General features: G+C 64.1%; 23 protein-coding genes. 2 read left to right on the plus strand and 21 right to left on the minus strand.

The window, feature by feature from the left end; translation table 11 throughout:
- Window positions 1-42 precede the first annotated feature (42 nt).
- Window positions 43-699 carry a mechanosensitive ion channel family protein gene (locus ACAM51_RS06045; protein WP_218295818.1) on the plus strand — a complete coding sequence of 219 codons (657 nt, stop codon included), beginning with the start codon at window positions 43-45 and terminating at the stop codon, window positions 697-699.
- Between the two features lie 60 nt (window positions 700-759).
- Here ACAM51_RS06045 and nagZ read toward each other — a convergent pair whose 3' ends face one another.
- From nagZ to lepA, 9 genes are all read right to left on the minus strand, one after another.
- Window positions 760-1,851 carry a beta-N-acetylhexosaminidase gene (gene nagZ / locus ACAM51_RS06050; RefSeq protein ID WP_218340110.1) on the minus strand — a complete coding sequence of 364 codons (1,092 nt, stop codon included), beginning with the start codon at window positions 1,849-1,851 and terminating at the stop codon, window positions 760-762.
- A gap of 52 nt (window positions 1,852-1,903) precedes the next feature.
- Window positions 1,904-2,320: a holo-ACP synthase gene (acpS, locus tag ACAM51_RS06055; RefSeq protein WP_218295587.1), complete on the minus strand. Its 417-nt coding sequence runs from the start codon at window positions 2,318-2,320 to the stop codon at window positions 1,904-1,906.
- 63 nt (window positions 2,321-2,383) lie between these two features.
- A complete protein-coding gene (locus ACAM51_RS06060; protein WP_369643000.1) occupies window positions 2,384-3,172 on the minus strand; it encodes a pyridoxine 5'-phosphate synthase in 789 nt (262 codons plus the stop codon).
- A complete protein-coding gene (gene recO, locus ACAM51_RS06065; protein ID WP_369643001.1) occupies window positions 3,169-3,933 on the minus strand; it encodes a DNA repair protein RecO in 765 nt (254 codons plus the stop codon). Before recO ends, ACAM51_RS06060 begins: the two co-directional genes overlap by 4 nt.
- Before the next feature lie 94 nt (window positions 3,934-4,027).
- Window positions 4,028-5,032: a GTPase Era gene (gene era / locus ACAM51_RS06070; protein ID WP_218295590.1), complete on the minus strand. Its 1,005-nt coding sequence runs from the start codon at window positions 5,030-5,032 to the stop codon at window positions 4,028-4,030.
- On the minus strand, window positions 5,029-5,712 hold the full coding sequence (gene rnc / locus ACAM51_RS06075; protein ID WP_369643002.1) for a ribonuclease III: 684 nt from the start codon (window positions 5,710-5,712) through the stop codon (window positions 5,029-5,031). Before rnc ends, era begins: the two co-directional genes overlap by 4 nt.
- Entirely contained in the window at window positions 5,712-6,077 is a 366-nt protein-coding gene (locus ACAM51_RS06080; protein WP_369643003.1) for a DUF4845 domain-containing protein, read from the minus strand. Before ACAM51_RS06080 ends, rnc begins: the two co-directional genes overlap by 1 nt.
- A gap of 39 nt (window positions 6,078-6,116) precedes the next feature.
- Window positions 6,117-7,091 (minus strand): signal peptidase I, encoded by a 975-nt coding sequence (gene lepB / locus ACAM51_RS06085; RefSeq protein ID WP_369643004.1) that lies wholly within the window; start codon window positions 7,089-7,091, stop codon window positions 6,117-6,119.
- On the minus strand, window positions 7,091-8,899 hold the full coding sequence (gene lepA / locus ACAM51_RS06090) for a translation elongation factor 4 (protein ID WP_218295594.1): 1,809 nt from the start codon (window positions 8,897-8,899) through the stop codon (window positions 7,091-7,093). Before lepA ends, lepB begins: the two co-directional genes overlap by 1 nt.
- Here lepA and ACAM51_RS06095 point away from each other — a divergent pair.
- Complete coding sequence (locus ACAM51_RS06095) at window positions 8,889-9,287, plus strand: hypothetical protein (RefSeq protein WP_369643005.1); 399 nt, start codon at window positions 8,889-8,891, stop codon at window positions 9,285-9,287. The two genes, lepA and ACAM51_RS06095, sit on opposite strands and share 11 nt — an antisense overlap.
- Window positions 9,288-9,407: 120 nt before the next feature.
- Here the strand turns inward: ACAM51_RS06095 and ACAM51_RS06100 are convergent, their stop codons facing one another.
- From ACAM51_RS06100 to rpmF, 12 genes are all read right to left on the minus strand, one after another.
- Window positions 9,408-10,877 carry a Do family serine endopeptidase gene (locus tag ACAM51_RS06100; protein WP_218340103.1) on the minus strand — a complete coding sequence of 490 codons (1,470 nt, stop codon included), beginning with the start codon at window positions 10,875-10,877 and terminating at the stop codon, window positions 9,408-9,410.
- Between the two features lie 164 nt (window positions 10,878-11,041).
- Window positions 11,042-11,923: a MucB/RseB C-terminal domain-containing protein gene (locus ACAM51_RS06105; protein ID WP_369643006.1), complete on the minus strand. Its 882-nt coding sequence runs from the start codon at window positions 11,921-11,923 to the stop codon at window positions 11,042-11,044.
- A 231-nt stretch (window positions 11,924-12,154) separates the two neighbouring features.
- Entirely contained in the window at window positions 12,155-12,823 is a 669-nt protein-coding gene (locus ACAM51_RS06110) for a sigma-E factor negative regulatory protein (protein WP_369643007.1), read from the minus strand.
- A 9-nt stretch (window positions 12,824-12,832) separates the two neighbouring features.
- Window positions 12,833-13,459 (minus strand): RNA polymerase sigma factor RpoE, encoded by a 627-nt coding sequence (gene rpoE / locus ACAM51_RS06115; protein ID WP_218295598.1) that lies wholly within the window; start codon window positions 13,457-13,459, stop codon window positions 12,833-12,835.
- A gap of 6 nt (window positions 13,460-13,465) precedes the next feature.
- Window positions 13,466-13,978, minus strand: coding sequence for a hypothetical protein (locus ACAM51_RS06120; RefSeq protein WP_369643008.1), 513 nt, complete (start codon window positions 13,976-13,978; stop codon window positions 13,466-13,468).
- A gap of 135 nt (window positions 13,979-14,113) precedes the next feature.
- Complete coding sequence (fabF, locus tag ACAM51_RS06125; RefSeq protein WP_218295600.1) at window positions 14,114-15,358, minus strand: beta-ketoacyl-ACP synthase II; 1,245 nt, start codon at window positions 15,356-15,358, stop codon at window positions 14,114-14,116.
- A gap of 48 nt (window positions 15,359-15,406) precedes the next feature.
- Window positions 15,407-15,646 (minus strand): acyl carrier protein, encoded by a 240-nt coding sequence (gene acpP / locus ACAM51_RS06130; protein WP_003058049.1) that lies wholly within the window; start codon window positions 15,644-15,646, stop codon window positions 15,407-15,409.
- Between the two features lie 103 nt (window positions 15,647-15,749).
- On the minus strand, window positions 15,750-16,496 hold the full coding sequence (fabG, locus tag ACAM51_RS06135; protein ID WP_218295601.1) for a 3-oxoacyl-ACP reductase FabG: 747 nt from the start codon (window positions 16,494-16,496) through the stop codon (window positions 15,750-15,752).
- Window positions 16,493-17,443, minus strand: coding sequence for an ACP S-malonyltransferase (fabD, locus tag ACAM51_RS06140; RefSeq protein ID WP_369643009.1), 951 nt, complete (start codon window positions 17,441-17,443; stop codon window positions 16,493-16,495). The genes fabG and fabD overlap by 4 nt, the downstream gene beginning before the upstream one ends.
- 60 nt (window positions 17,444-17,503) lie before the next feature.
- Window positions 17,504-18,481: a beta-ketoacyl-ACP synthase III gene (locus ACAM51_RS06145; protein WP_218295603.1), complete on the minus strand. Its 978-nt coding sequence runs from the start codon at window positions 18,479-18,481 to the stop codon at window positions 17,504-17,506.
- The gene (gene plsX, locus ACAM51_RS06150; protein ID WP_218340100.1) at window positions 18,481-19,536 is read right to left on the minus strand and encodes a phosphate acyltransferase PlsX; all 1,056 of its coding nucleotides are present in this window, start codon (window positions 19,534-19,536) and stop codon (window positions 18,481-18,483) included. Before plsX ends, ACAM51_RS06145 begins: the two co-directional genes overlap by 1 nt.
- Before the next feature lie 108 nt (window positions 19,537-19,644).
- On the minus strand, window positions 19,645-19,827 hold the full coding sequence (rpmF, locus tag ACAM51_RS06155; protein ID WP_005794249.1) for a 50S ribosomal protein L32: 183 nt from the start codon (window positions 19,825-19,827) through the stop codon (window positions 19,645-19,647).
- Window positions 19,828-19,866: the final 39 nt, after the last annotated feature.

Consider the following 19,866-nt stretch of genomic DNA (forward strand, 5'->3'; position numbering starts at 1 on the left):
TTCGACGCCACCGAGCGCAGCGCGCGCACCGCCGTTTCGCGCATGCAAATCCTGAAGGCCCGCCTGCCCGACTGGGTGCAGGACTGGCTGGAAGTCATCATCCCCGGCACGCAGATCCTGCTGATCCTGTTTGTCGCCTGGCTGCTGCAGCGCATGCTGCGCCGCATCGTGCGCCGCGCCAGTGCGCACTACCAGGTGCCCGACGAGCTGGTCGTGCCCATGAACGGGCTCATCCGCTGGTTCATCGTGGCGGGCGCCCTGCTGCTGGTGCTCGAGCGCATGGGAGTGTCCGCCACCGTGCTCTGGACGGCATTCACGGGCTTCGCCACGGTGGGCGCCGTGGCGTTCTTTGCCGCGTGGAGCGTGCTCTCCAACCTGTTCTGCGCGCTGCTCATCTTCACGGTACGGCCCTTTCGCATCGGCGACTACATCGAGGTGCTGGACACCGCGGAGAAACCGGGCGCCAAGGGCCGGGTGGTGGACATCAACCTGCTGTACACCACGCTGGAGGACCATGGCGCAGCAGCGGGCCAGGTGGCCTGGCTGCAGATTCCGAATGCGTTGGTGTTTCAGCGGGTGGTGCGCAGATTCCAGGGGGTGCCACCGCCGCCCGCGCCCCCCGCCAGCGCTGCGCATGCCGCGGAAAGTGCGCCGGCGGCCCCGCCACCGGTCACGCCCGGGCCTTTCAACACGCCATAGCGCAACCAACCGGGCGCGGCACGGCCCTGCGCCGGGCCGCGCGCAAGCGGTTGCTCTGCGTCAGGGCAGCAGGTCGAGCGCCTGCAGGTAGGCGGGCTGGTACATCAGCTCGTCCCACGCCTGGGGCAAGGTTTCGGGCAGCAGCGCCAGGCGGCGGGACTCGCTGTCCACGCTCGGCTGCCAGCGGCCCTGGGCGCGGGCCTGGTCCAGGCCGGCGATGAGTTCATCCACCGCGCGGCCATCGCCCACGCTCTGGTTGCACAGCAGCACGAGGTCGCAGCCGGCCTGGAGCGCCGCCACGGCCGCATCGGTGTAGCCGACCACCTGGCCGTCCAGGCGGCGGGCGCCTTCCATGCTGAGGTCGTCGCTGAAGATCGCGCCATCAAAGCGCATCTGGCGGCGCAGGATGTCCTGCAGCCAGCGCTGCGAGAAACCTGCGGGGCGGCTGTCGACCTTGGGGTAGATCACATGGGCCGGCATCACGCTGGTGAGCGTGCTGCTGAGCCAGGGGTACGGGGCGGCGTCGTCGGCCAGGATGGCCTTGAGGCTGCGCTTGTCCACGGGTACCTCGGTGTGCGAGTCGGCCTTGACGAAGCCGTGCCCAGGGAAGTGCTTGCCGCAGTTGGCCATGCCGGCCTGCAGCAGACCATGCATGAGGCTCTTGGCGAGCAGCGCCACCACGCGCGGGTCGCGGTGAAAGGCGCGGTCGCCGATCACACCGCTTTCACCCCAATCGAGGTCGAGCACGGGCGTGAAGCTGAAGTCCACACCGCAGGCGCGCAGCTCGGCGCCCAGCACATAGCCCGCCGCCGTGGCCGCATTGGTCGCACGCAGCGCGCCGCTGCCGGGCACGGCCTTGGCGCCTTTGCCGTCGTCCATCCACATATCACCCAGCGCACGCATGGGCGGCAGGTGCGTAAAGCCATCGGTGCGAAAGCGCTGCACGCGGCCGCCTTCGTGGTCCACGCAGATCAGCAGGTCGTCGCGCACGGCCTTGATGCTGCTCGTGAGCTGCAGCAGCTGCGCGCGGTTCTCCCAGTTGCGGGCAAACAGGATGATGCCGCCGGTCAGCGGGTGCGCGAGGCGGCGGCGGTCAGCGCTGGTCAGCTCTTTGCCAGCCACGTCGAGGATGAGGGGTGCGTGTTCGGTCATGGGTTTCAAGAATGATTTTGCTATGCAAATAATAGCTATCAGCGCTTGCCAATCAAGCGCTGGAGGCCGATTTTTCTTCAGCCCTCTCGACCACGCAGAAACTGGCGGCGTAGTCGGTCTCGTCGGTCACGCTCAGGTGCGCCTGCAGCCCCCGGACCTCGAACCATTCCTTGAGCGCGCCGTGCAGCACGATGACTGGCTGGCCGGATGGCAGCTTGGCGACCTCGCAGTGGCGCCAGGTCATGGGCATGCGCATGCCCAGGCCAATGGCTTTGCTGAAGGCTTCCTTGGCGGAAAAGCGCGTGGCCAGGTAGCGCAGGCCCCGGTCGGGCCAGCGGCTGCTCCTCTCGCGCCAGGTGGCCAGTTCGCCGTCGGCCAGCACCTTCTGGGCAAAGCGTTCGCCGTGGCGCTCCAGGCTGGCCGCGATGCGGCGCACGTCGCAGATGTCGGTGCCGATGCCGTAGATCATGGTCTTTTTTTTGAGTCAAATCAGCCGCCAGCGCTTATTCATCAAGCGCAAGCAGCTATCAAATCAGGAGTTATCTGCCTGTGCCGCAAAACCCGACCGGATGCAGCCCAGGTAGGCCAACACCGTGGCGGCGTAGCCCAGCTCCAGCGCGTCGGCGATCAGTGCATGCCCAATCGAGACCTCCAGCACGCCGGGCACGCCGCGCACGAAGGCGGTGAGGTTGTCGCGGTTGAGGTCGTGGCCCGCATTCACGCCCAGGCCCGCATCCAGCGCGGCCTGGGCGGCCGCGGCGTAGCGTTTTAGCTCAACCTCCTGCTGCGGGGTGCCCCAGGCGGCGGCATAGGGCTCGGTGTACAGCTCCACCCGGTCGGCGCCCACCGCCCTGGCGGCGGCCATCTGCTCCGGCACCGGGTCCATGAACAGGCTCACGCGCACACCCAGTGCCTTGCACTCGGCGATCAGAGGCGCCAGGCGCCCGGCATCCTGCGGAAAGCTCCAGCCGTGGTCGCTGGTGAACTGGTCTTCGCTGTCGGGCACGAAGGTCGCCTGGTGGGGGCGCACCTGGCGGATGAAGTCCATCAGGTTCTGCGACGGGTTGCCTTCGATGTTGTATTCGCGATCAGGCCAGGCCTTCATCAAGGCGGCCAGCTCGAACACGTCCTGGCCGCGGATGTGCCGCTCGTCGGGCCGGGGATGCACGGTGATGCCCTGCGCGCCCGCCCGCAGGCACAGCTCGGCCGCGCGCGTGACGCTCGGAATGCCCAGGTGGCGCGTGTTGCGCACCAGGGCGACCTTGTTGACGTTCACCGACAGGGCGGTGGTCGGGTGCGGAGGGCGGTGTGGCTGGTTCATAGGGCCTGCAGGTCGATCATGAGCTGGCGGGTGCGCAGCGTTGGGCTGCCGCAATGGTATTGCAGCAGGGCACGCAGCTGGGGCTTGAGTTCGGCCGAGACGGCAACGCAGGCCCGCAGTGTGGCGGTATAGCTGGCGGCATCGTCCAGCGCCCGCTGCAATGCCTGCCACTGGCTGCCCGGCAGCCCGCCCCGCTCGGCCGCCGAGGCAGCGCGCAGGCCCGCTTCGGGGACCAGCGTGTAGCGCGTGCCGGCCTGCAGAGGGGCCAGGGTCATGGTCTGGACGTCGAGGCTCGGCAACAGGCCGATCTCGCGCAGCAGCAGCAGTTCGAAACTGCGCAGCACGGGCTCCAGGGCGTCGCCATGCTCGCTGGCCAGCACCCGCACCACGCCCGCGTAGGCGTCGAACAGCGCGGCGTGCGGGTCCGCGCGGGCCAGCAGGCGCAGCAGCAGTTCGTTGAGGTACAGGCCCGACAGCAGGGCGTCGCCCGTGGGCATCACGTGGCCACCCACCCACTCGGCGCCCTTGAGCGCGTGGATGTCCGCGTCGCCATTGCCGGCCAGGGTGTAGGTCAGCAGCAGGGGCTGCAGCGGCAGCAGCACCGGGCGGAAGTTGGAGCTGGGCTTCTTCGCGCCCTTGGCCACCAGGGCGACGCGGCCGTAGTGGCGGCTGAAGACCTCCAGGATCAGGCTGGACTCGCTCCAGTCGTAGCTGTGCAGCACGAAGGCAGGTTCATCGGAGATACGCTTGGCGGCAGCCACGTGGGGGTCGCAGGGATAGGCGTGAGGATGGAGTGTGGCGGCGGCTCAATCAACGCCGGCCACCCGGCGGGCAGCGGGCGCTGATGGCATGCACTTACTCGTAGCCGAAGGAACGCACCCGGGCTTCATCGTCAGCCCAGCCGGAGCGGACCTTGACCCACAGCTCCAGGAACACCTTGGCATCCATGAGCTTTTCCAGCTCCTGCCGCGCCTCGGTACCGATGCGCTTGAGCCGCTCACCCTTGTCGCCGATGACCATCATCTTGTGGTTGTCCCGCTCCACCACGATGGTGGCGGCGATCTTGACCAGTCGCTTGTGCTGCTTGCTCGCCTCTTCCTCGAACTTGTCGATGACGACGGTGGAGGTGTAGGGCAGTTCATCCCCGGTGAAGCGGAACAGCTTTTCGCGCACGGTTTCGGAGGCCAGGAATTTCTCGCTGCGGTCGGTCAGTTCGTCCTCGCCGTACCACCAGCCCTGCTCGGGCAGGTATTTTTCGCAGATGCCGAAAAGGCGCTCGATGTCGCCCTTGTTCTTGGCCGACATGGGCACGAATTCGGTGAACGGATGGCGCTCCTGCATGCTCTTGAGCCAGGGCGCGATCTCCGCGCGGCGGTGCACCATGTCGAGCTTGTTCGCCACCAGGAGCGTGGGAATGCCGGGCTTGAACAGCGAGAGTACCTTGGCATCGGCCAGCGTGAAGTTGCCGGCCTCCACCACGAACAGGATCAGGTCCACGTCGCCGATCGCCCCCATCACGGTCTTGTTCAGGGACTTGTTGAGCGCGGTGGCGTGGCGCGTCTGGAAGCCCGGCGTGTCCACGAAAATGAACTGCGTCTGCTCGCGGGTGCGGATGCCGGTGATGCGGTGGCGCGTGGTCTGCGCCTTGCGCGAGGTGATGCTGATCTTTTGCCCCACCAGCGCATTGAGCAGCGTGGACTTGCCCACGTTGGGCTTGCCCACAATGGCGATCACGCCGCAGCGCTGGCCGGGGACGGCTGCGGGGGCGCCCGCCGCCGCGAGCATGGCCTCCAGGTCATTTTGCGCCCCTGCGCTTGCTGCACCTTCGTCACCAGCTACATCTTTGGTAGCATCATTCATAGATTCTTTGCTTTCAATGTGGCCAGCATGGCCACCGCTGCGGCCTGCTCGCCTGCCCGGCGGGAGCCGCCGATGCCACGCTCGGTCAGGCCCAACTCGGGAATGTCGCATTCGACATCGAAGGTCTGGCGGTGCGCCGCCCCGACCGTCGCCACCACGCGGTACTGCGGCAGCTTCATTTTGCGGCCCTGGAGCCACTCCTGCAACGCGGTTTTGGCATCCTTGGACGCCGCCTGCATCTGCGGGTTGATCTCGACACCCTGGAACAGGCGGTGCACCAGCGCCTCCGCGTTGCCATACCCCGCGTCAAGGTACACCGCGCCGATGAGCGCCTCCAGCGCATCGGCCAGGATGGACGGCCGCTGCTGGCCGCCGGATTTGGACTCGCCTTCACCCAGGCGCAGCACCTCGGAAATCTTGAGGCCCAGCGCCAGATGGTGCAGGGTGTCCTGCTTGACGAGGTTGGCACGGACACGGGACAGATCCCCCTCCGGCAGGGCCGACAGCCGCTGGTACAGCAGGCTCGCGACCGCGAGATTCAGCACGGAGTCCCCCAGGAACTCCAGCCGCTCATTGTGATCGGCCGAAAAACTGCGGTGCGTGGTGGCGCGCTGGAGAAGGGATGGATCGGAAAAAACATGCTGCAGGCGGGACTGCAGCGCTTGAAGGCCGGCGTGCACTAGTTGGTCTGTCCTTCAAAGCGGTAGACAAGATAGGCCGGGCCCGCCAGCGCGATTTCGCGGGAGTACTTATAGGACACCACGACCTTGTCGCCACGCTTGCCCACCTCCAGGTCAATACCCCGGATCGAGGTAATGTCATCAATCGCCGCCGCACGGTCAAAAGCCGCCCGAACACCAGCTACGGAGCTTTCTACTTTGGCCTTTTCAACGGCTTTCTTAATGGCCACATATTCAAGAAAAATGGGAACCGACTGGCCGCCAATGGCGAAAACGGCCACAGCCAGGACACCAATGAAGACCAGACCAAAAAAAGACAATCCGCGCTGGCGCGACCGGCTGGCCACGCGATGGACTTTCACCATGATGTATTCCCTCTCCTTGTTTGCCTTGACGGCCGTGGCTTAGTGGAATGAACCGATACGCTTGAGGTTACCGAAATTCATCCAGACAAAAAAGGCCTTTCCGACGATATTGCCTTCTGGAACGAATCCCCAGTAGCGCGAATCGAGCGAGTTGTCCCGGTTGTCCCCCATCATGAAATAGTGGCCTTCCGGCACCTTGCAGACGACGCCCTCGACACTGTAGCGGCAGTTCTGCCGGTAGGCAAAATTGCTCGCGCCCTGTACGAAGGCAGGAACATCGGGGTTGTTCAGCAAGCGATGCGGCTGCGGGCCCAGCTGCTCTTCAAACTGCTTGAAGTAGCGCATCGAATCCTCTTCGAAGAAATCCGGCGCTGCCTTGGTATCCACCGCTTGGCCGTTGATCGTGAGGCGCTTGTTGAGGTAGGCGACCTCGTCCCCCGGCACGCCGACCACCCGCTTGATGTAGTCCAGGCTGGGCTGTGGCGGGTAGCGAAACACCAGCACATCCCCCCGCGCAGGCTTGGTGCCTTCGGTGATCTTGGTGTGGATGACCGGCAGGCGGATACCGTAGGTGAACTTGTTCACCAGGATCAGGTCGCCCACCAGCAGCGTGGGAATCATGGAACCCGACGGAATCTTGAAAGGCTCGAACAGAAATGACCTCAGCAGGAACACCGCGACGATCACCGGGAAGAGTCCTGCGGTCCAGTCCAGCCACCAGGGCTGCATGAGCAGCCTCCCCTTGGCTTCCTGGACATCCACATCAACTTTCTGGATGCCCATGCGGTCCAGTTCGGCGCGGCGCTGCACGGCGGCATCTTCCACGGCCTGGGCAGCCCGGCGGCGCTGCGGCAAAAAGTACAGCCGCTCGGCCAGCCAGTAGGCACCCGTGACCACCGTGGCCAGGAACAACAGCAGGGCAAAGTTGCCTTCCACGGCCCCAAAGTACCAAGCGCCGATATACCCGCCAAATGCGGCCAGCACCACAGAGGTGAGAATCTGCATGGCCTGCATCAGTCTTCCACCTGCAAAATGGCCAGGAAGGCCTCCTGGGGCACTTCGACCGATCCAATCTGTTTCATGCGTTTCTTACCTGCTTTCTGCTTCTCGAGGAGCTTGCGCTTGCGGGTGATATCACCGCCGTAACATTTTGCCAGCACGTTCTTGCGCAATGCCTTGATGGTTTCGCGCGCAATGATGTTGGCACCGATAGCGGCCTGGATGGCCACGTCGTACATCTGGCGGCTGATGATCTCGCGCATCTTGGCGACCACGGCACGTCCGCGGTACTGCGATTGCGAGCGGTGCACGATGATGGACAGCGCGTCGACCTTTTCACCGTTGAGCAGGATGTCGACCTTCACCACATCGGAGGCGCGGTATTCCTTGAACTCGTAGTCCATGGAGGCATAGCCGCGCGACACCGACTTGAGCTTGTCGAAGAAGTCGAGCACGATTTCGCCCAGCGGCATTTCGTAGGTGAGCATCACCTGGCGGCCGTGGTATGCCATGTTCATCTGCACGCCGCGCTTCTGGTTGGCCAGTGTCATCACCGGGCCCACATAGTCCTGCGGCATGTACAGATGCACCGTGACGATGGGCTCGCGGATCTCCTCCAGCCGCCCCTGGTCCGGCATCTTGGAGGGATTCTCGACCATGATCACTTCGCCATCGGCCTTGACCACCTGGTAGACCACGCTGGGCGCCGTGGTGATGAGGTCCTGGTCGAACTCCCGCTCCAGGCGCTCCTGCACGATTTCCATGTGCAGGAGCCCGAGGAATCCGCAACGAAAACCAAAGCCCAGCGCCTGGCTCACTTCGGGTTCGTAGTGCAGCGAGGCGTCGTTGAGCTTGAGCTTTTCCAGCGCATCGCGCAGCGAGTCGTACTCGCTCGCTTCGGTGGGGTACAGCCCCGCGAAAACCTGCGGCTGGATTTCCTTGAAGCCGGGCAAGGCCTCGGCGGCGGGGCCTGCGTTGTTGGGCAGCTTCTTTTCCAGCGTGATCGTGTCGCCGACCTTGGCGGCCTGCAGCTCCTTGATGCCCGCGATGATGTAGCCCACCTGCCCTGCATCCAGCGAATTGCGCGGCTCGTTGGCGGGCGTGAACACCCCCAGGTTGTCGGCGTTGTACACGGCGCCACTGGCCATCATCTTGATGCGCTCGCCCTTGAGCAGCCGCCCGTCCACCACGCGCACCAGCATCACGACGCCGACATAGCTGTCAAACCAGCTGTCGATGATCATGGCCCGCAGCGGACCCTGCGCATTGCCGCGCGGCGCGGGCACCTTGGCGACGATGGCTTCCAGGATCTCCTCGATGCCCATGCCCGTCTTGGCGGAACATGGAATGGCATCCGTGGCGTCGATGCCGATCACGTCCTCGATCTCGGCCTTGGCGTTGTCCGGATCCGCATTGGGCAAATCCATCTTGTTGAGCACCGGCACGACCTCGACACCCAGGTCCAGCGCCGTGTAGCAGTTCGCGACCGTCTGGGCTTCGACGCCCTGGGATGCATCGACCACCAGCAACGCGCCCTCGCAGGCAGACAGCGAGCGGCTCACTTCATACGAGAAGTCCACATGACCCGGCGTGTCGATCAGATTGAGGTTGTAGACCTGGCCATCCTGTGCCTTGTATTGCAGTGCCGCCGTCTGCGCCTTGATGGTTATCCCACGCTCCTTTTCGATGTCCATCGAGTCCAGAACCTGGGCCTCCATCTCACGGTCCGCAAGGCCGCCACAGCGCTGGATCAAGCGATCAGCGAGCGTCGACTTGCCATGGTCGATGTGCGCAATGATGGAAAAATTTCTGATGTGGTTCATCAACGGAAAGCGTCAAGTGATTGAATTAAAACGGAGCACACAAGAAAAAAGGGCGCGTCGAATGGCGACGCGCCCTGAACCAACAATCATTGGCAACTGCGATAGTTGGAGCTTCATTGTAGGCAAAAAGCCCGCAGGAAAAAGCCCATACGACTGCATCCAGGGGGAGTTGCCAGGGTGCAACAGGGATTTTATTCACAACTTATTCACAGTCTGCACAACAACAACGCTGGACAACTTGTGGGTGAGCTGTGGATCAGCTGTGCATTGCACCAGCGCATCCCGCATCGTGAATCCGCGCCTGGCCAATATACAGATTAGCGTTGAACAGGAGCCTCTATTCTATCGAATCCAGTTGATAGACCCTGAAAAAGTTAGCAAAAGCTAACATTCATGCCTTCGGAGAGGCTCCAGCAAAAACGCCAAAAAACCTTTCGCCGCGGTCGAATAGCCCATTGCAAAAGTGGGGAATCGCCGCCCAGGCGCCCCCACCCGCACATCCGACGCCTCAGCGTCCGGGCCGGATCAAGGCATATTGCGCCCACTCTCCGCGTCGGTACAGCACATTGATGGCCTTGCTCTTGTCCGCCTTTGCCAGCACGGCTTCGAACTCCTTGACCCCCGATACCTCGGTGTTTGCGATCGCAAGAATCACGTCACCTTCGCGCAGGCCGGCACGCGCGGCAGCCTCCGTGGCGGTCGCCACCAGTACCCCTCCCTTGACCTTGAGTTCCTTCTTCTGCGCATCGGAAAGTTCAATCACCGCCAGCCCGATTTGCTGCGCAGCGGCCGATGCCTTGGGCTTCTCTTCCCGTTCTGCCGCTTTGGCGGCCGCGGGCTTGTCAGGCTCGATCTCGGCAATGGTGATGCCCAGATCCCGCGAAGCGCCCCGGCGGAATACGGTCATGGTGCTCTTGGTGCCGGGCTTGGTGTTGCCCACCAGCCGGGGCAAATCAGCCACCTTCTCGATGGTCTTGCCATCGAAACGGGTGATGATGTCCCCCGCTTCCACCCCGGCCTTGTCTGCCGGCGATCCAGCCTCCACGCCGGTCACCAGGGCCCCCTGCGCCTTGCCCAGGCCAATCGATTCCGCCACGTCCTTGGTGACCTGTCCGATCTGCACGCCGATGCGACCCCGCGTGACCCGCCCGGACGCGCGCAATTGTTCGCTCACCCGGATGGCTTCATCCATCGGGATGGCAAACGAAATACCCATGAATCCACCCGAGCGCGAATAGATCTGGCTGTTGATCCCCACCACCTCGCCGCGCATGTTGATCAGGGGCCCCCCCGAGTTCCCAGGGTTGATGGCCACGTCGGTCTGGATGAAGGGCAGGTAGTCGCCGGTATCGCGCTGCTTGGCACTGACGATGCCCGCGGTCACCGTGTTCTCCAGCCCGAAAGGCGAGCCAATCGCCATGACCCACTCTCCGACACGCAGGCGCCCCAGATCACCCACCTTCACTGCGGGCAGCCCGGTGGCCTCGATCTTGACCACGGCCACGTCCGTGCGCTTGTCCGCGCCGATGATCTTGGCCTTGAACTCACGCTTGTCGGTCAGCGTGACGATCACCTCATCGGCCCCCTCCACGACATGCGCGTTCGTCATGACAAACCCGTCCGTGGTCAGGATGAAGCCCGAGCCCACGCCACGGGGCTGCTCGTCGTCCTGGGGCCGCTGCGGGCGCTGCTGCCTCGGCACGTTGGGAATCGGCACTCCGAAACGGCGGAAGAACTCCAGCATTTCCTCGTCCATGCCATTCGCGCTCGCGCGGCTCGACGCCTTTTCCACGGTCCGTATGTTGACCACGGACGGGCCCACCTGGTCCACCAGGTCGGTAAAGTCTGGCAGGCCACGCACAGCTGCGGCGGGCTGCGCGAAGGCGGCCTGGGGCAAAAACGCTCCACCGGCAACCCCGGCGAACATGCACGCAAATGCTACGGAGCGCAGCGCATTTCCATCGAACTTCGGCATCATCGACCTTTCGTGAATTGTGACGAACGCAGTCATCAAACTGTATGTAACTGTGAAGAGTGTGCGGCCATTTGGTTCCCGCGCTGACAGTGCTGTCTGCATGCCCCTCTGAAGGGCAGGCCGCAACCCGCAGCGGCCCGCCACCCCACGGAGTGGCAGCCGCGCAATCAGCGGGTGCGCTCCAGTTGCCCGGCAAACAGGCGAAGGGTCTGCAGCGGCACCTCTCCGACCGCGGTGAGCCACACATCGGGCAAGACCCGCATCGCCAGCAATTGGGTGGCGCCCATGCTCGACACCTGGGGCTGCGCCGGGTGCCGCTGGGGATCAAACGGCTCCACGAACAGCGAGACCGACGCGAGGCCATCGGAGTACAGGCATTGCAGAATGCCCTGGGCATCGTCCGCGGCAGACACCGCGCGCCGATGGCAACTCACCGGAACAAATCCCGCGACCGGCTGGCGCAAGGCCCACCCCTCGGCCGACGCGGTGGTCTTGACCACGGCCGGTGCCACGACCTTGTAGCCCTCCGTGGCATCCATCAGGCGCGAGAGCTGCTCCACTCGCACGGGCGCATTCAGATCCAGCTCTGAAAAGGCGGCCTGCTCCAGAACGCGGCCATCCGCAGCCAGTGTCTGCAGCTTCACGACAAGGCCGGTGTCCCGCTCGCTCCACAGCCTGTAGCCGAAACGCAGGGAGTCCACCGGCTTGAACCACACCACGTCCGCGACAAAACCCGCCACCCGCTCCTGCCCCACCGAACGCGAGACATAGAACTGGGAGATCGACGTGCCGTTGACCACAGGAACGCGCGGAAACTGCCCCGAGGCTTCGCGGCGGTCCGAGCGGACCACCCGGGACTGGGGCCAGAAAGTGCGCACCTCGTCATCGCGCCGGAAAATAGTCCGCGGCGTGCCGCTCAGCGCCTCCACGCGCTCCATCTGCTGCTGCCCTTCACAGGCGTGCCAGATGCGCGAACTGGCCATCGCGCCCGAGGCTGCAAGCACCACGAAGGTTCCCGCATAGGGCCGGATGCAGGGCGCGCTGTGCATGCGCTCAATCCACTGCACGATGGTGCGCGCCGCGGGCACCGGGGCCGCGTCTCCCAACGGACGAGGCGACTTTTCCGGTTGCGCCTCCCCCATCGCGGCGGAAAGCCCCGCCACGCACAGAAGCACCGCCACCCACCCGGACCTGAACCACCGGCATGGCACAATCACGCTATTGCCCGCAACCCCTGTATTGGTCATCGCACGGTCTCAGCACAAAGAGCCATCCTTGACTCAGCGGCCGGGTGTCTCAAATGTCGCATTGCGCAGGAAGCCCGCGGGCATCTGCAGGGCGGAAGTGCTGCCAAACTGCTTGTGCGCCGCCAGCAACTCGTCCAGGCGGGGATCGCGAATCATCACCTGTGCCCCACCTTCGGCATCCGCCACGGCCACCACGGGCGTGCCAGCGGTGCTGGGCGCGGATTCCGGCGCAAGAGCGAGCTGGGCACCGCCCGACGGACCCGCCGCACCAGTGCCTTGCAGGCCAGCCAAGGAGGTCCATCCAATCGCGGCCACCGCCGCCAGCGACGCAAAACCAGCGACCATCTTCCAGCGGAAGACGGACGCATTGGCGGCACTCTCCATCACGGGAGCCACCACTGCCACCTGCACCGGGGGCTGAACGCCCAGGGCAGGCCCTTCCTTGGCGAGCTCATCGCGCAGCCGTGCCATGAAATCCGGGCTGGAGGGCCGCGCCAGATCGGACGAACGCAATACGTCACCCACCAGGTGGTAGAGCTGCCACGCCGCATGCCCCTCGGCTTGCTCCGCGTAGGCCAGGGCATCGGCCAACTCATCCCCCTGCAACTGGCCATCGGCCAGTGCAGACAACTGTTCGCGCCTGTGCATCTCATTCACCACGGCGCCCTCTGCCAATCCATCGCTACGTACAGCCTTGTTCATTTCATTACCTCACCACCGTTTGCCCGACTGGTTTTCAAGCAAGGGGCGCACTTTTGCCGAAATGGCCTCACGCGCCCGGAAAATCCGGGACCGCACCGTGCCAATGGGGCAATCCATGGCCGTTGCGATCTCTTCGTAACTCAGTCCCTCGATCTCGCGCAAGGTCACCGCCTGGCGCAGATCTTCGGGTAATGCCTCCATGGCCGCATTGACGGCTTGCGCGATTTCTCGGGCCGCGAGCACGGTTTCGGGGGTTTCTTCGCTGGTTAGTTCGTGTCCGAGGCGGGAAGTTTCATCTTCATCCTCATTCCCTCGCAGCGCATTCTCCGAAATGACGGGATTGCGTTTCATGTCCATCAGCGCCTTCTTGGCGGTATTGACGGCAATCCGGTAGAGCCAGGTGTAGAACTGCGCATCGCCGCGGAACTGATGCAGCGCGCGGTAGGCACGGATGAACGTCTCCTGTGCGATGTCCTGCACGAGGTCGGTGTCGCGCACCATGCGCCCAATGAGGCGCTCGATGCGGCGCTGGTACTTGATGACCAGTAGCTCATAGGCGCGCTGATCGCCCGCCACCGTGCGCTCCACCAGTTGGAGATCGCTGTCTTCGGAAGGGGAAGGCGGAATTACAGTCATGGATACTCAGGATTCACGCCCCACGGCTGCTGCCGGGGCGGTTTCGTCAGCGTTGCCAGCGCCCGGTCTGGGGCGCGAATATACCGCACGGCGCAGATCCATCCAACGTTCAGGCTGGGTGGAACGCTCCAGCCACAGCCAGATGCGGCCGCGCCCCGCGGGCCGCGCATGCAGCCACAGATGCGATTGCACGTCGAGAAGGACTTCCGGGGAAGCGGAAAGTGCCGCCAATGTGTCGCCGGGCTGCCCACTCTCCAGAGCCCAGGACTGTCCGTCCCAGCGAATGGCACCAGAAAGCTGGTGAACCCAGAAGTGCAGTGCGCTGGCGGCGGCCACGAGCCAGAGCCCGCCGCCGGCCAGAACAGGCCAGAGGGAGCCCGCACCCGAGCCTCGAAAGAACCACGCGCCGAGCCCGCCCGCGCCTGCCAGCAGCGCGCCAGCCAGCACACAGCCCAGGGCACGGCTGCGCCGCAGGGGGTACAGCACCGCCGGCGGCCGCCGCGAGGAGGTCACGTCCATGGCGCGCCACCGGTCACCAAAAGCCCACGGCCCAGGCCGGGGCACAGCTTCGCGGCAGGCCTGCCCTCGGGCTCAAGGCAACAACAAGGCAGGAAGGCCTTGTCATCCAGCGCGGCAGGATGTGATGCCAGAGAATCAGACGCGTTTGAAGACCAGGGTTCCGTTGGTGCCGCCAAAACCGAAGTTGTTCTTGACGGCCACGTCGATCTTCATGTCACGCGCCGTGTTGGCGCAGTAATCCAGATCGCACTCCGGATCCTGATTCAGCAAATTGATGGTCGGCGGCACTTTTTGCTCATGCAGCGCCAACACCGTGAAGATGCTCTCGATACCACCCGCGCCGCCCAGCAAGTGGCCGGTCATGGATTTGGTAGAACTCACCACGGTCTTGTAGGCATGGTCGCCCAAAGCCGCCTTGATGGCATTTGTTTCGTTGATGTCACCCAGGGGCGTGGAAGTACCGTGGGCGTTCAGGTAGTCGACCTGGTCGGCATTCATGCCCGCATTGCGCAAGGCGTTGAGCATGGCACGGCGCGGGCCATCCATGTTGGGGGCCGTCATGTGCCCGGCATCGGCACTCATGCCAAAGCCGCTCAATTCTGCGTAAATCTTGGCACCCCGGGCTTTGGCATGCTCGTATTCTTCCAGCACCATCACGCCGGCGCCCTCGCCCAGCACAAAACCATCGCGGTCCTTGTCCCAGGGGCGGGATGCTGTCTTGGGGTCGTCGTTGCGGGTGGACAGGGCACGCATGGCCGCGAACCCCCCGATGCCCAGCGGCGACACGGTGGATTCCGTGCCACCGGCGACCACCACGTCGGCATCGCCGTACTCGATCATCCGGCCGGCCTCGCCGATGCAGTGCAGGCCCGTGGTGCAGGCAGTGACCACCGCCAGGTTGGGGCCCTTGAAGCCAAAGCGCATGGACACGTGGCCCGCCACCATGTTGATGATGGACGCCGGCACGAAGAACGGCGTGATGCGACGGGGGCCGCGGCTGACCAGTTCCGCGTGGGTGTTCTCGATCAGTGGCAGGCCACCAATCCCCGATCCGATCACACAGGCAATGCGCGTGGCGAACTCTTCGCTGAGCGCCTCACCCGTGGGCAGGCCGGCATCCTGCACCGCCTGCGCAGCTGCCGCGATGCCGAAATGAATGAAGCTGTCCATCGCGCGCGCATCCTTGGCGCTGATGTACGACTCCAGGTCAAGACCTTTGACCTCCCCCGCGATCTTGCAGGCGAAGTTCGACGCGTCGAACTTGGTGATGAGATCAATGCCGGATTTTCCGGCAAGGAGGTTGGCCCAGGATTCGGCCACCGTGTTGCCCACGGGGCTGACGCATCCCAGGCCGGTCACGACAACGCGACGACGGCTCATGCGTAAAAAACCTTCTGCTGATCGCTTGAGTCAGGCGCAGAGCGCCGCTCAGGCCTTCTGGTGGGTATTGGCGTAGTCGATGGCGTTTTGCACCGTGGTGATCTTCTCGGCGTCTTCATCCGGAATCTCGATGCCGAATTCGTCTTCCAGCGCCATCACCAGCTCCACCGTGTCAAGCGAGTCGGCACCGAGGTCTGCCACGAAGGCCTTTTCATTGGTGACTTGGGACTCTTCCACGCCGAGTTGTTCGGCAATGATTTTTTTGACGCGTGCTTCGATATCGCTCATGGTTTCCCTCTGGGGGTTGTGAATGAATCCGCGATTCTAGCTGCTTCAGGAGAAGCCCCTCAGCAGCCCGCCGTCCGGATGAACCGGCGTTATCTTCCATCAATTACATATACATGCCGCCATTGACATGCAACTCCTGCCCGGTGACATAGCCAGCCTCGCGCGAAGCCAGGTAGGCCACCGCATGGGCGATGTCTGCGGGCTTGCCCATGTGGCCCAGGGGAATCTGCGCATTGAGCGCTTTTTGCTGGTCTTCGGGCAACACGGAGGTCATGTCGGTTTCGATAAAACCCGGCGCCACACAGTTGACCGTGATGCCGCGGCTGCCCAGTTCGCGGGCCAGTGCGCGCGCCATGCCGGCCACGCCCGCCTTGGCGGCCGCGTAGTTGGCCTGGCCTGGATTGCCCGAGGCACCCACCACGCTGGTGATGCTGATGATGCGCCCAAAACGCTGCTTCATCATCGGACGGATGGCCGCACGGCTCACGCGAAAGACGGCCTTGAGATTGGTGTCGAGCACCGCGTCCCAGTCGTCGTCCTTCATGCGCATGGCCAGCGTATCGCGGGTGATGCCCGCATTGTTCACCAGCACATGCAATCCGCCCTGCTGCTTGACGATGGCATCCAGCAGCGCATCAACGGCGGCCGCATCGTTCACGTTCAGGTTGGCGCCGCGGCAGCCCGGATAGGCCGACAGGGCCTGGCTGATGCGCTCAGCCCCCTCGTCGGTCGTGGCCGTGCCCACCACTTGATAGCCACGAACAGCCAGTTCCAGCGCAATGGCCGCGCCAATGCCGCGCGATGCGCCTGTCACCAACGCCACCTGCGCGGCCGATGAGGTTTCCGTCATGCCAGCAACTCCCGGGTTTCGGCCAGCGTGGCCGGATCAAACATTGCACCACCCACCAACTCGGGGTCGATGCGCTTGGTCAGGCCGGCCAGCACCTTGCCAGGGCCACTTTCAACAATATGGGTCACGCCGCGCGCCTTGAGGGCCTGCACGCATTCCACCCAGCGCACGGGGCCAAAGGCCTGCCGGTACAGCGCATCCCGGATCGCATCCGCGTCCTGGCGAACCGCGACATCCACGTTGTTCAGCACAGGGATCTGGGGAACGGCAAACGCCACATCCGCCAGCGCCAGCCGCAGCTTCTCGGCGGCGGGCTTCATCAGGCTGGAATGAAAGGGTGCGGAGACAGGCAACAGCAATGCACGCTTGGCACCCGCCGCCTTGAGAACTTCGCAGGCCTTGTCGACACCCGCCTTGGTCCCTGCAATGACGGTCTGGATGGGGTCGTTGAAATTGACCGCCTCGACCACCTCGGACGTGCCCGCACCCAGCGAAGCCAGCGCCTCGGCGCAGCCCGCGATGACCTTGGAGGCTTCCATGCCCAGAATCGCCGCCATCGCTCCGGTGCCGACGGGCACGGCCTCCTGCATGGCGGCCGCCCGCAGGCGCACCAGTGGCGCGGCCTGGGCCAGCGTCAGCACCCCCGCCGCCACCAGCGCCGAATACTCGCCCAGCGAATGGCCAGCCACAGCCACGGGAGCCGCGCCGCCCTCCGCGCGCCACACGCGCCATGCAGCGACCCCCGCCACCAGCATCACGGGCTGCGTATTGGTGGTCAGCGCAAGCGCCTCCTTGGGGCCGCCCTTGATCAACAGGCTGACGTTCTCGCCCAGGGCATCCGATGCCTCCTGCAGGGTCTGGACGACCACCGGGTGATCGCCCCATCCGTCGAGCATGCCCACCGATTGCGAGCCTTGCCCCGGAAAGACAAATGCAAAAGATTTCATGAAAAATCCAGAAATATGATTGAAATCGAGTCCCAGCGCTTATTCAACAAGCGCTGAAAGCTATAACTTCAGGAGCACCGCGCCCCAGGTAAAGCCACCGCCCACACCTTCGAGCAGCAGGGTCTCGCCCTTTTTGACCTGGCCAGAGCGCACCGCGTGGTCCAGCGCGAGGGGAATGGAAGCGGCCGATGTATTGCCATGCTGGTCCACCGTGACCACCACCTTGTCCATGGACAGCTTGAGCTTGCGGGCGGTGCCCTGCATGATGCGGATGTTGGCCTGGTGCGGGATCAGCCAGTCGATGTCGGCCTCCGTCATGCCCGCCTTCGCGAGCACCGCATGCGCGGCCTTTTCGAGCACCCCGACAGCGAGCTTGAAAACAGCCTGCCCGTCCATCTTGAGGACCGGGTCCCCCAGCACCTGGCCACCGGCCACGTTGCCAGGCACGCACAGGATTCCCACATGCCTGCCGTCGGCGTGCAGGTCGCTGGACAGGATGCCGGGCGTCTCAGACGCTTCCAGCACCACAGCACCCGCCCCATCGCCAAACAGCACGCAGGTGGTACGGTCGTTGAAGTCCAGGATACGGCTGAAAACCTCAGCGCCAATGACCAGCGCGCGGTTGGCGGCGCCGGTCTGGATCATGGCATCCGCCACGGACAGGGCATAGACAAAACCGCTGCACACCGCCTGCACATCAAACGCCGGGCAACCATTGGCGCCCAGCTTGTTCTGCAATATGCAGGCAGCCGAAGGAAACACCATGTCCGGCGTGGACGTGGCCACGATGATCAGATCGATGTCCGTGGGCTGCAGCCCCGCGGCCTCCAGGGCGTTGCGCGCGGCTTCCAGCCCCAGATCGCTGCTGGCGACATCAGGCGCCGCGAAATGGCGGGCGCGGATGCCCGTGCGCTCCACGATCCATTCGTCCGAGGTTTCTATGCCGCGCTGGGCCAGTTCGGCCACCAGATCAGCGTTGGTCAGCCGGCGCGGGGGCAGGTAGCTGCCGGTGCCGGTAATGCGGGAGTAGCGTCTCATCAATGTGTGATCGTCGCCGCAACGCCAGGCTGGGGCTGTGCATCTGCAGGCACCAGAAGAGGCGCTGCATGCGCAATCCGGGTCCGGACACGGTCGAGCAAGTTGTTGCGGGCTGCATCATACGCCCGGTTCAACGCCTGCTCGAAGGCCATTGTGTCAGCCGACCCATGGCTCTTGAAGACCAGCCCACGCAGCCCCAGAAGGGCCGCACCGTTGTACCGACGGTAGTCCATGCGCTTCATCAGCGCTTTTAAGACCGGATAGGCAGTGATGGCAGCAATTTTGGTGAAGATGTTGCGCGAGAACTCGGTCTTGAGTGCACCGATGATCATCGACGCGACGCCTTCGCTGGCCTTGAGGGCCACGTTGCCGACAAAGCCGTCACACACGACGATATCCACCGTTCCCTTGAAGATGTCATTGCCTTCGACATTTCCATAAAAATTCAGATCGCCAGAATTGGCAGCAGATCGCAGGAGTTCACCTGCTTTTTTAATCACTTCGCTGCCCTTGATGACTTCCTCACCAATATTGAGGAGGCCCACCGTCGGCTCGCCGCCATCCCTGAGGGCGGACACCAGCGCGGAGCCCATGACGGCGAACTGAAGCAGGTGCTCCGCAGAGCAATCCACGTTGGCGCCCAGGTCCAGTACCGTGGTGGCGCCGCCGGCGGCATTGGGCATCTGCGTGGCGATGGCCGGGCGGTCGATGCCGTCGAGCGTCTTGAGCAGATAGCGGGCAATAGCCATCAGGGCGCCGGTATTGCCTGCGGAGACAGCCGCCGAGGCGGCGCCATCCTTGACCTGCTGGATCGCCACGCGCATCGAAGAGTCCTTCTTCCTGCGCAGGGCCACCTCCACGGGGTCATCCATGGCCACCACTTCGGAAGCGGGCACGATGGTGGCGCGGTCGTGCGAGAACGACTGCAGGCTGTCCGCCAGGCCAACGAGCAGCAGGCGGGCATCAGGGTGGTTATCTAGGAACTGGCGGCACGCCGCGAGCGTGACGCGGGGGCCATGGTCGCCCCCCATGCAGTCAACAGCCAGTGTGATCATGGGCGACTTGTCCGACCGGCCAGACAGGCCGGAAGATGAAATGCAACGGTCAAAACAAAGGCCCGCGCTACGATTTCAGTAGCAACGGGCCTTTGGATGGGGCGAAAGTCAGGCTTCAGACTTGTTTTTCAGCACCTGGCGGCCGCGGTAGAAGCCGTTGGGGCTGATGTGGTGGCGCAGGTGCGTTTCACCGGTCGTGGGTTCCACGGCAATGCCCGGCACATTCAGGGCATTGTGCGAGCGGTGCATGCCGCGCTTGGAAGGGGACTTTTTGTTTTGCTGAACGGCCATGATGGCTCCTGGTCTTGAATAGGTTGGTAAAAACGCGAT

The sequence above is a fragment of the Acidovorax sp. A79 genome, from assembly GCF_041154505.1.
Taxonomy (GTDB): Bacteria; Pseudomonadota; Gammaproteobacteria; order Burkholderiales; family Burkholderiaceae_C; genus Acidovorax.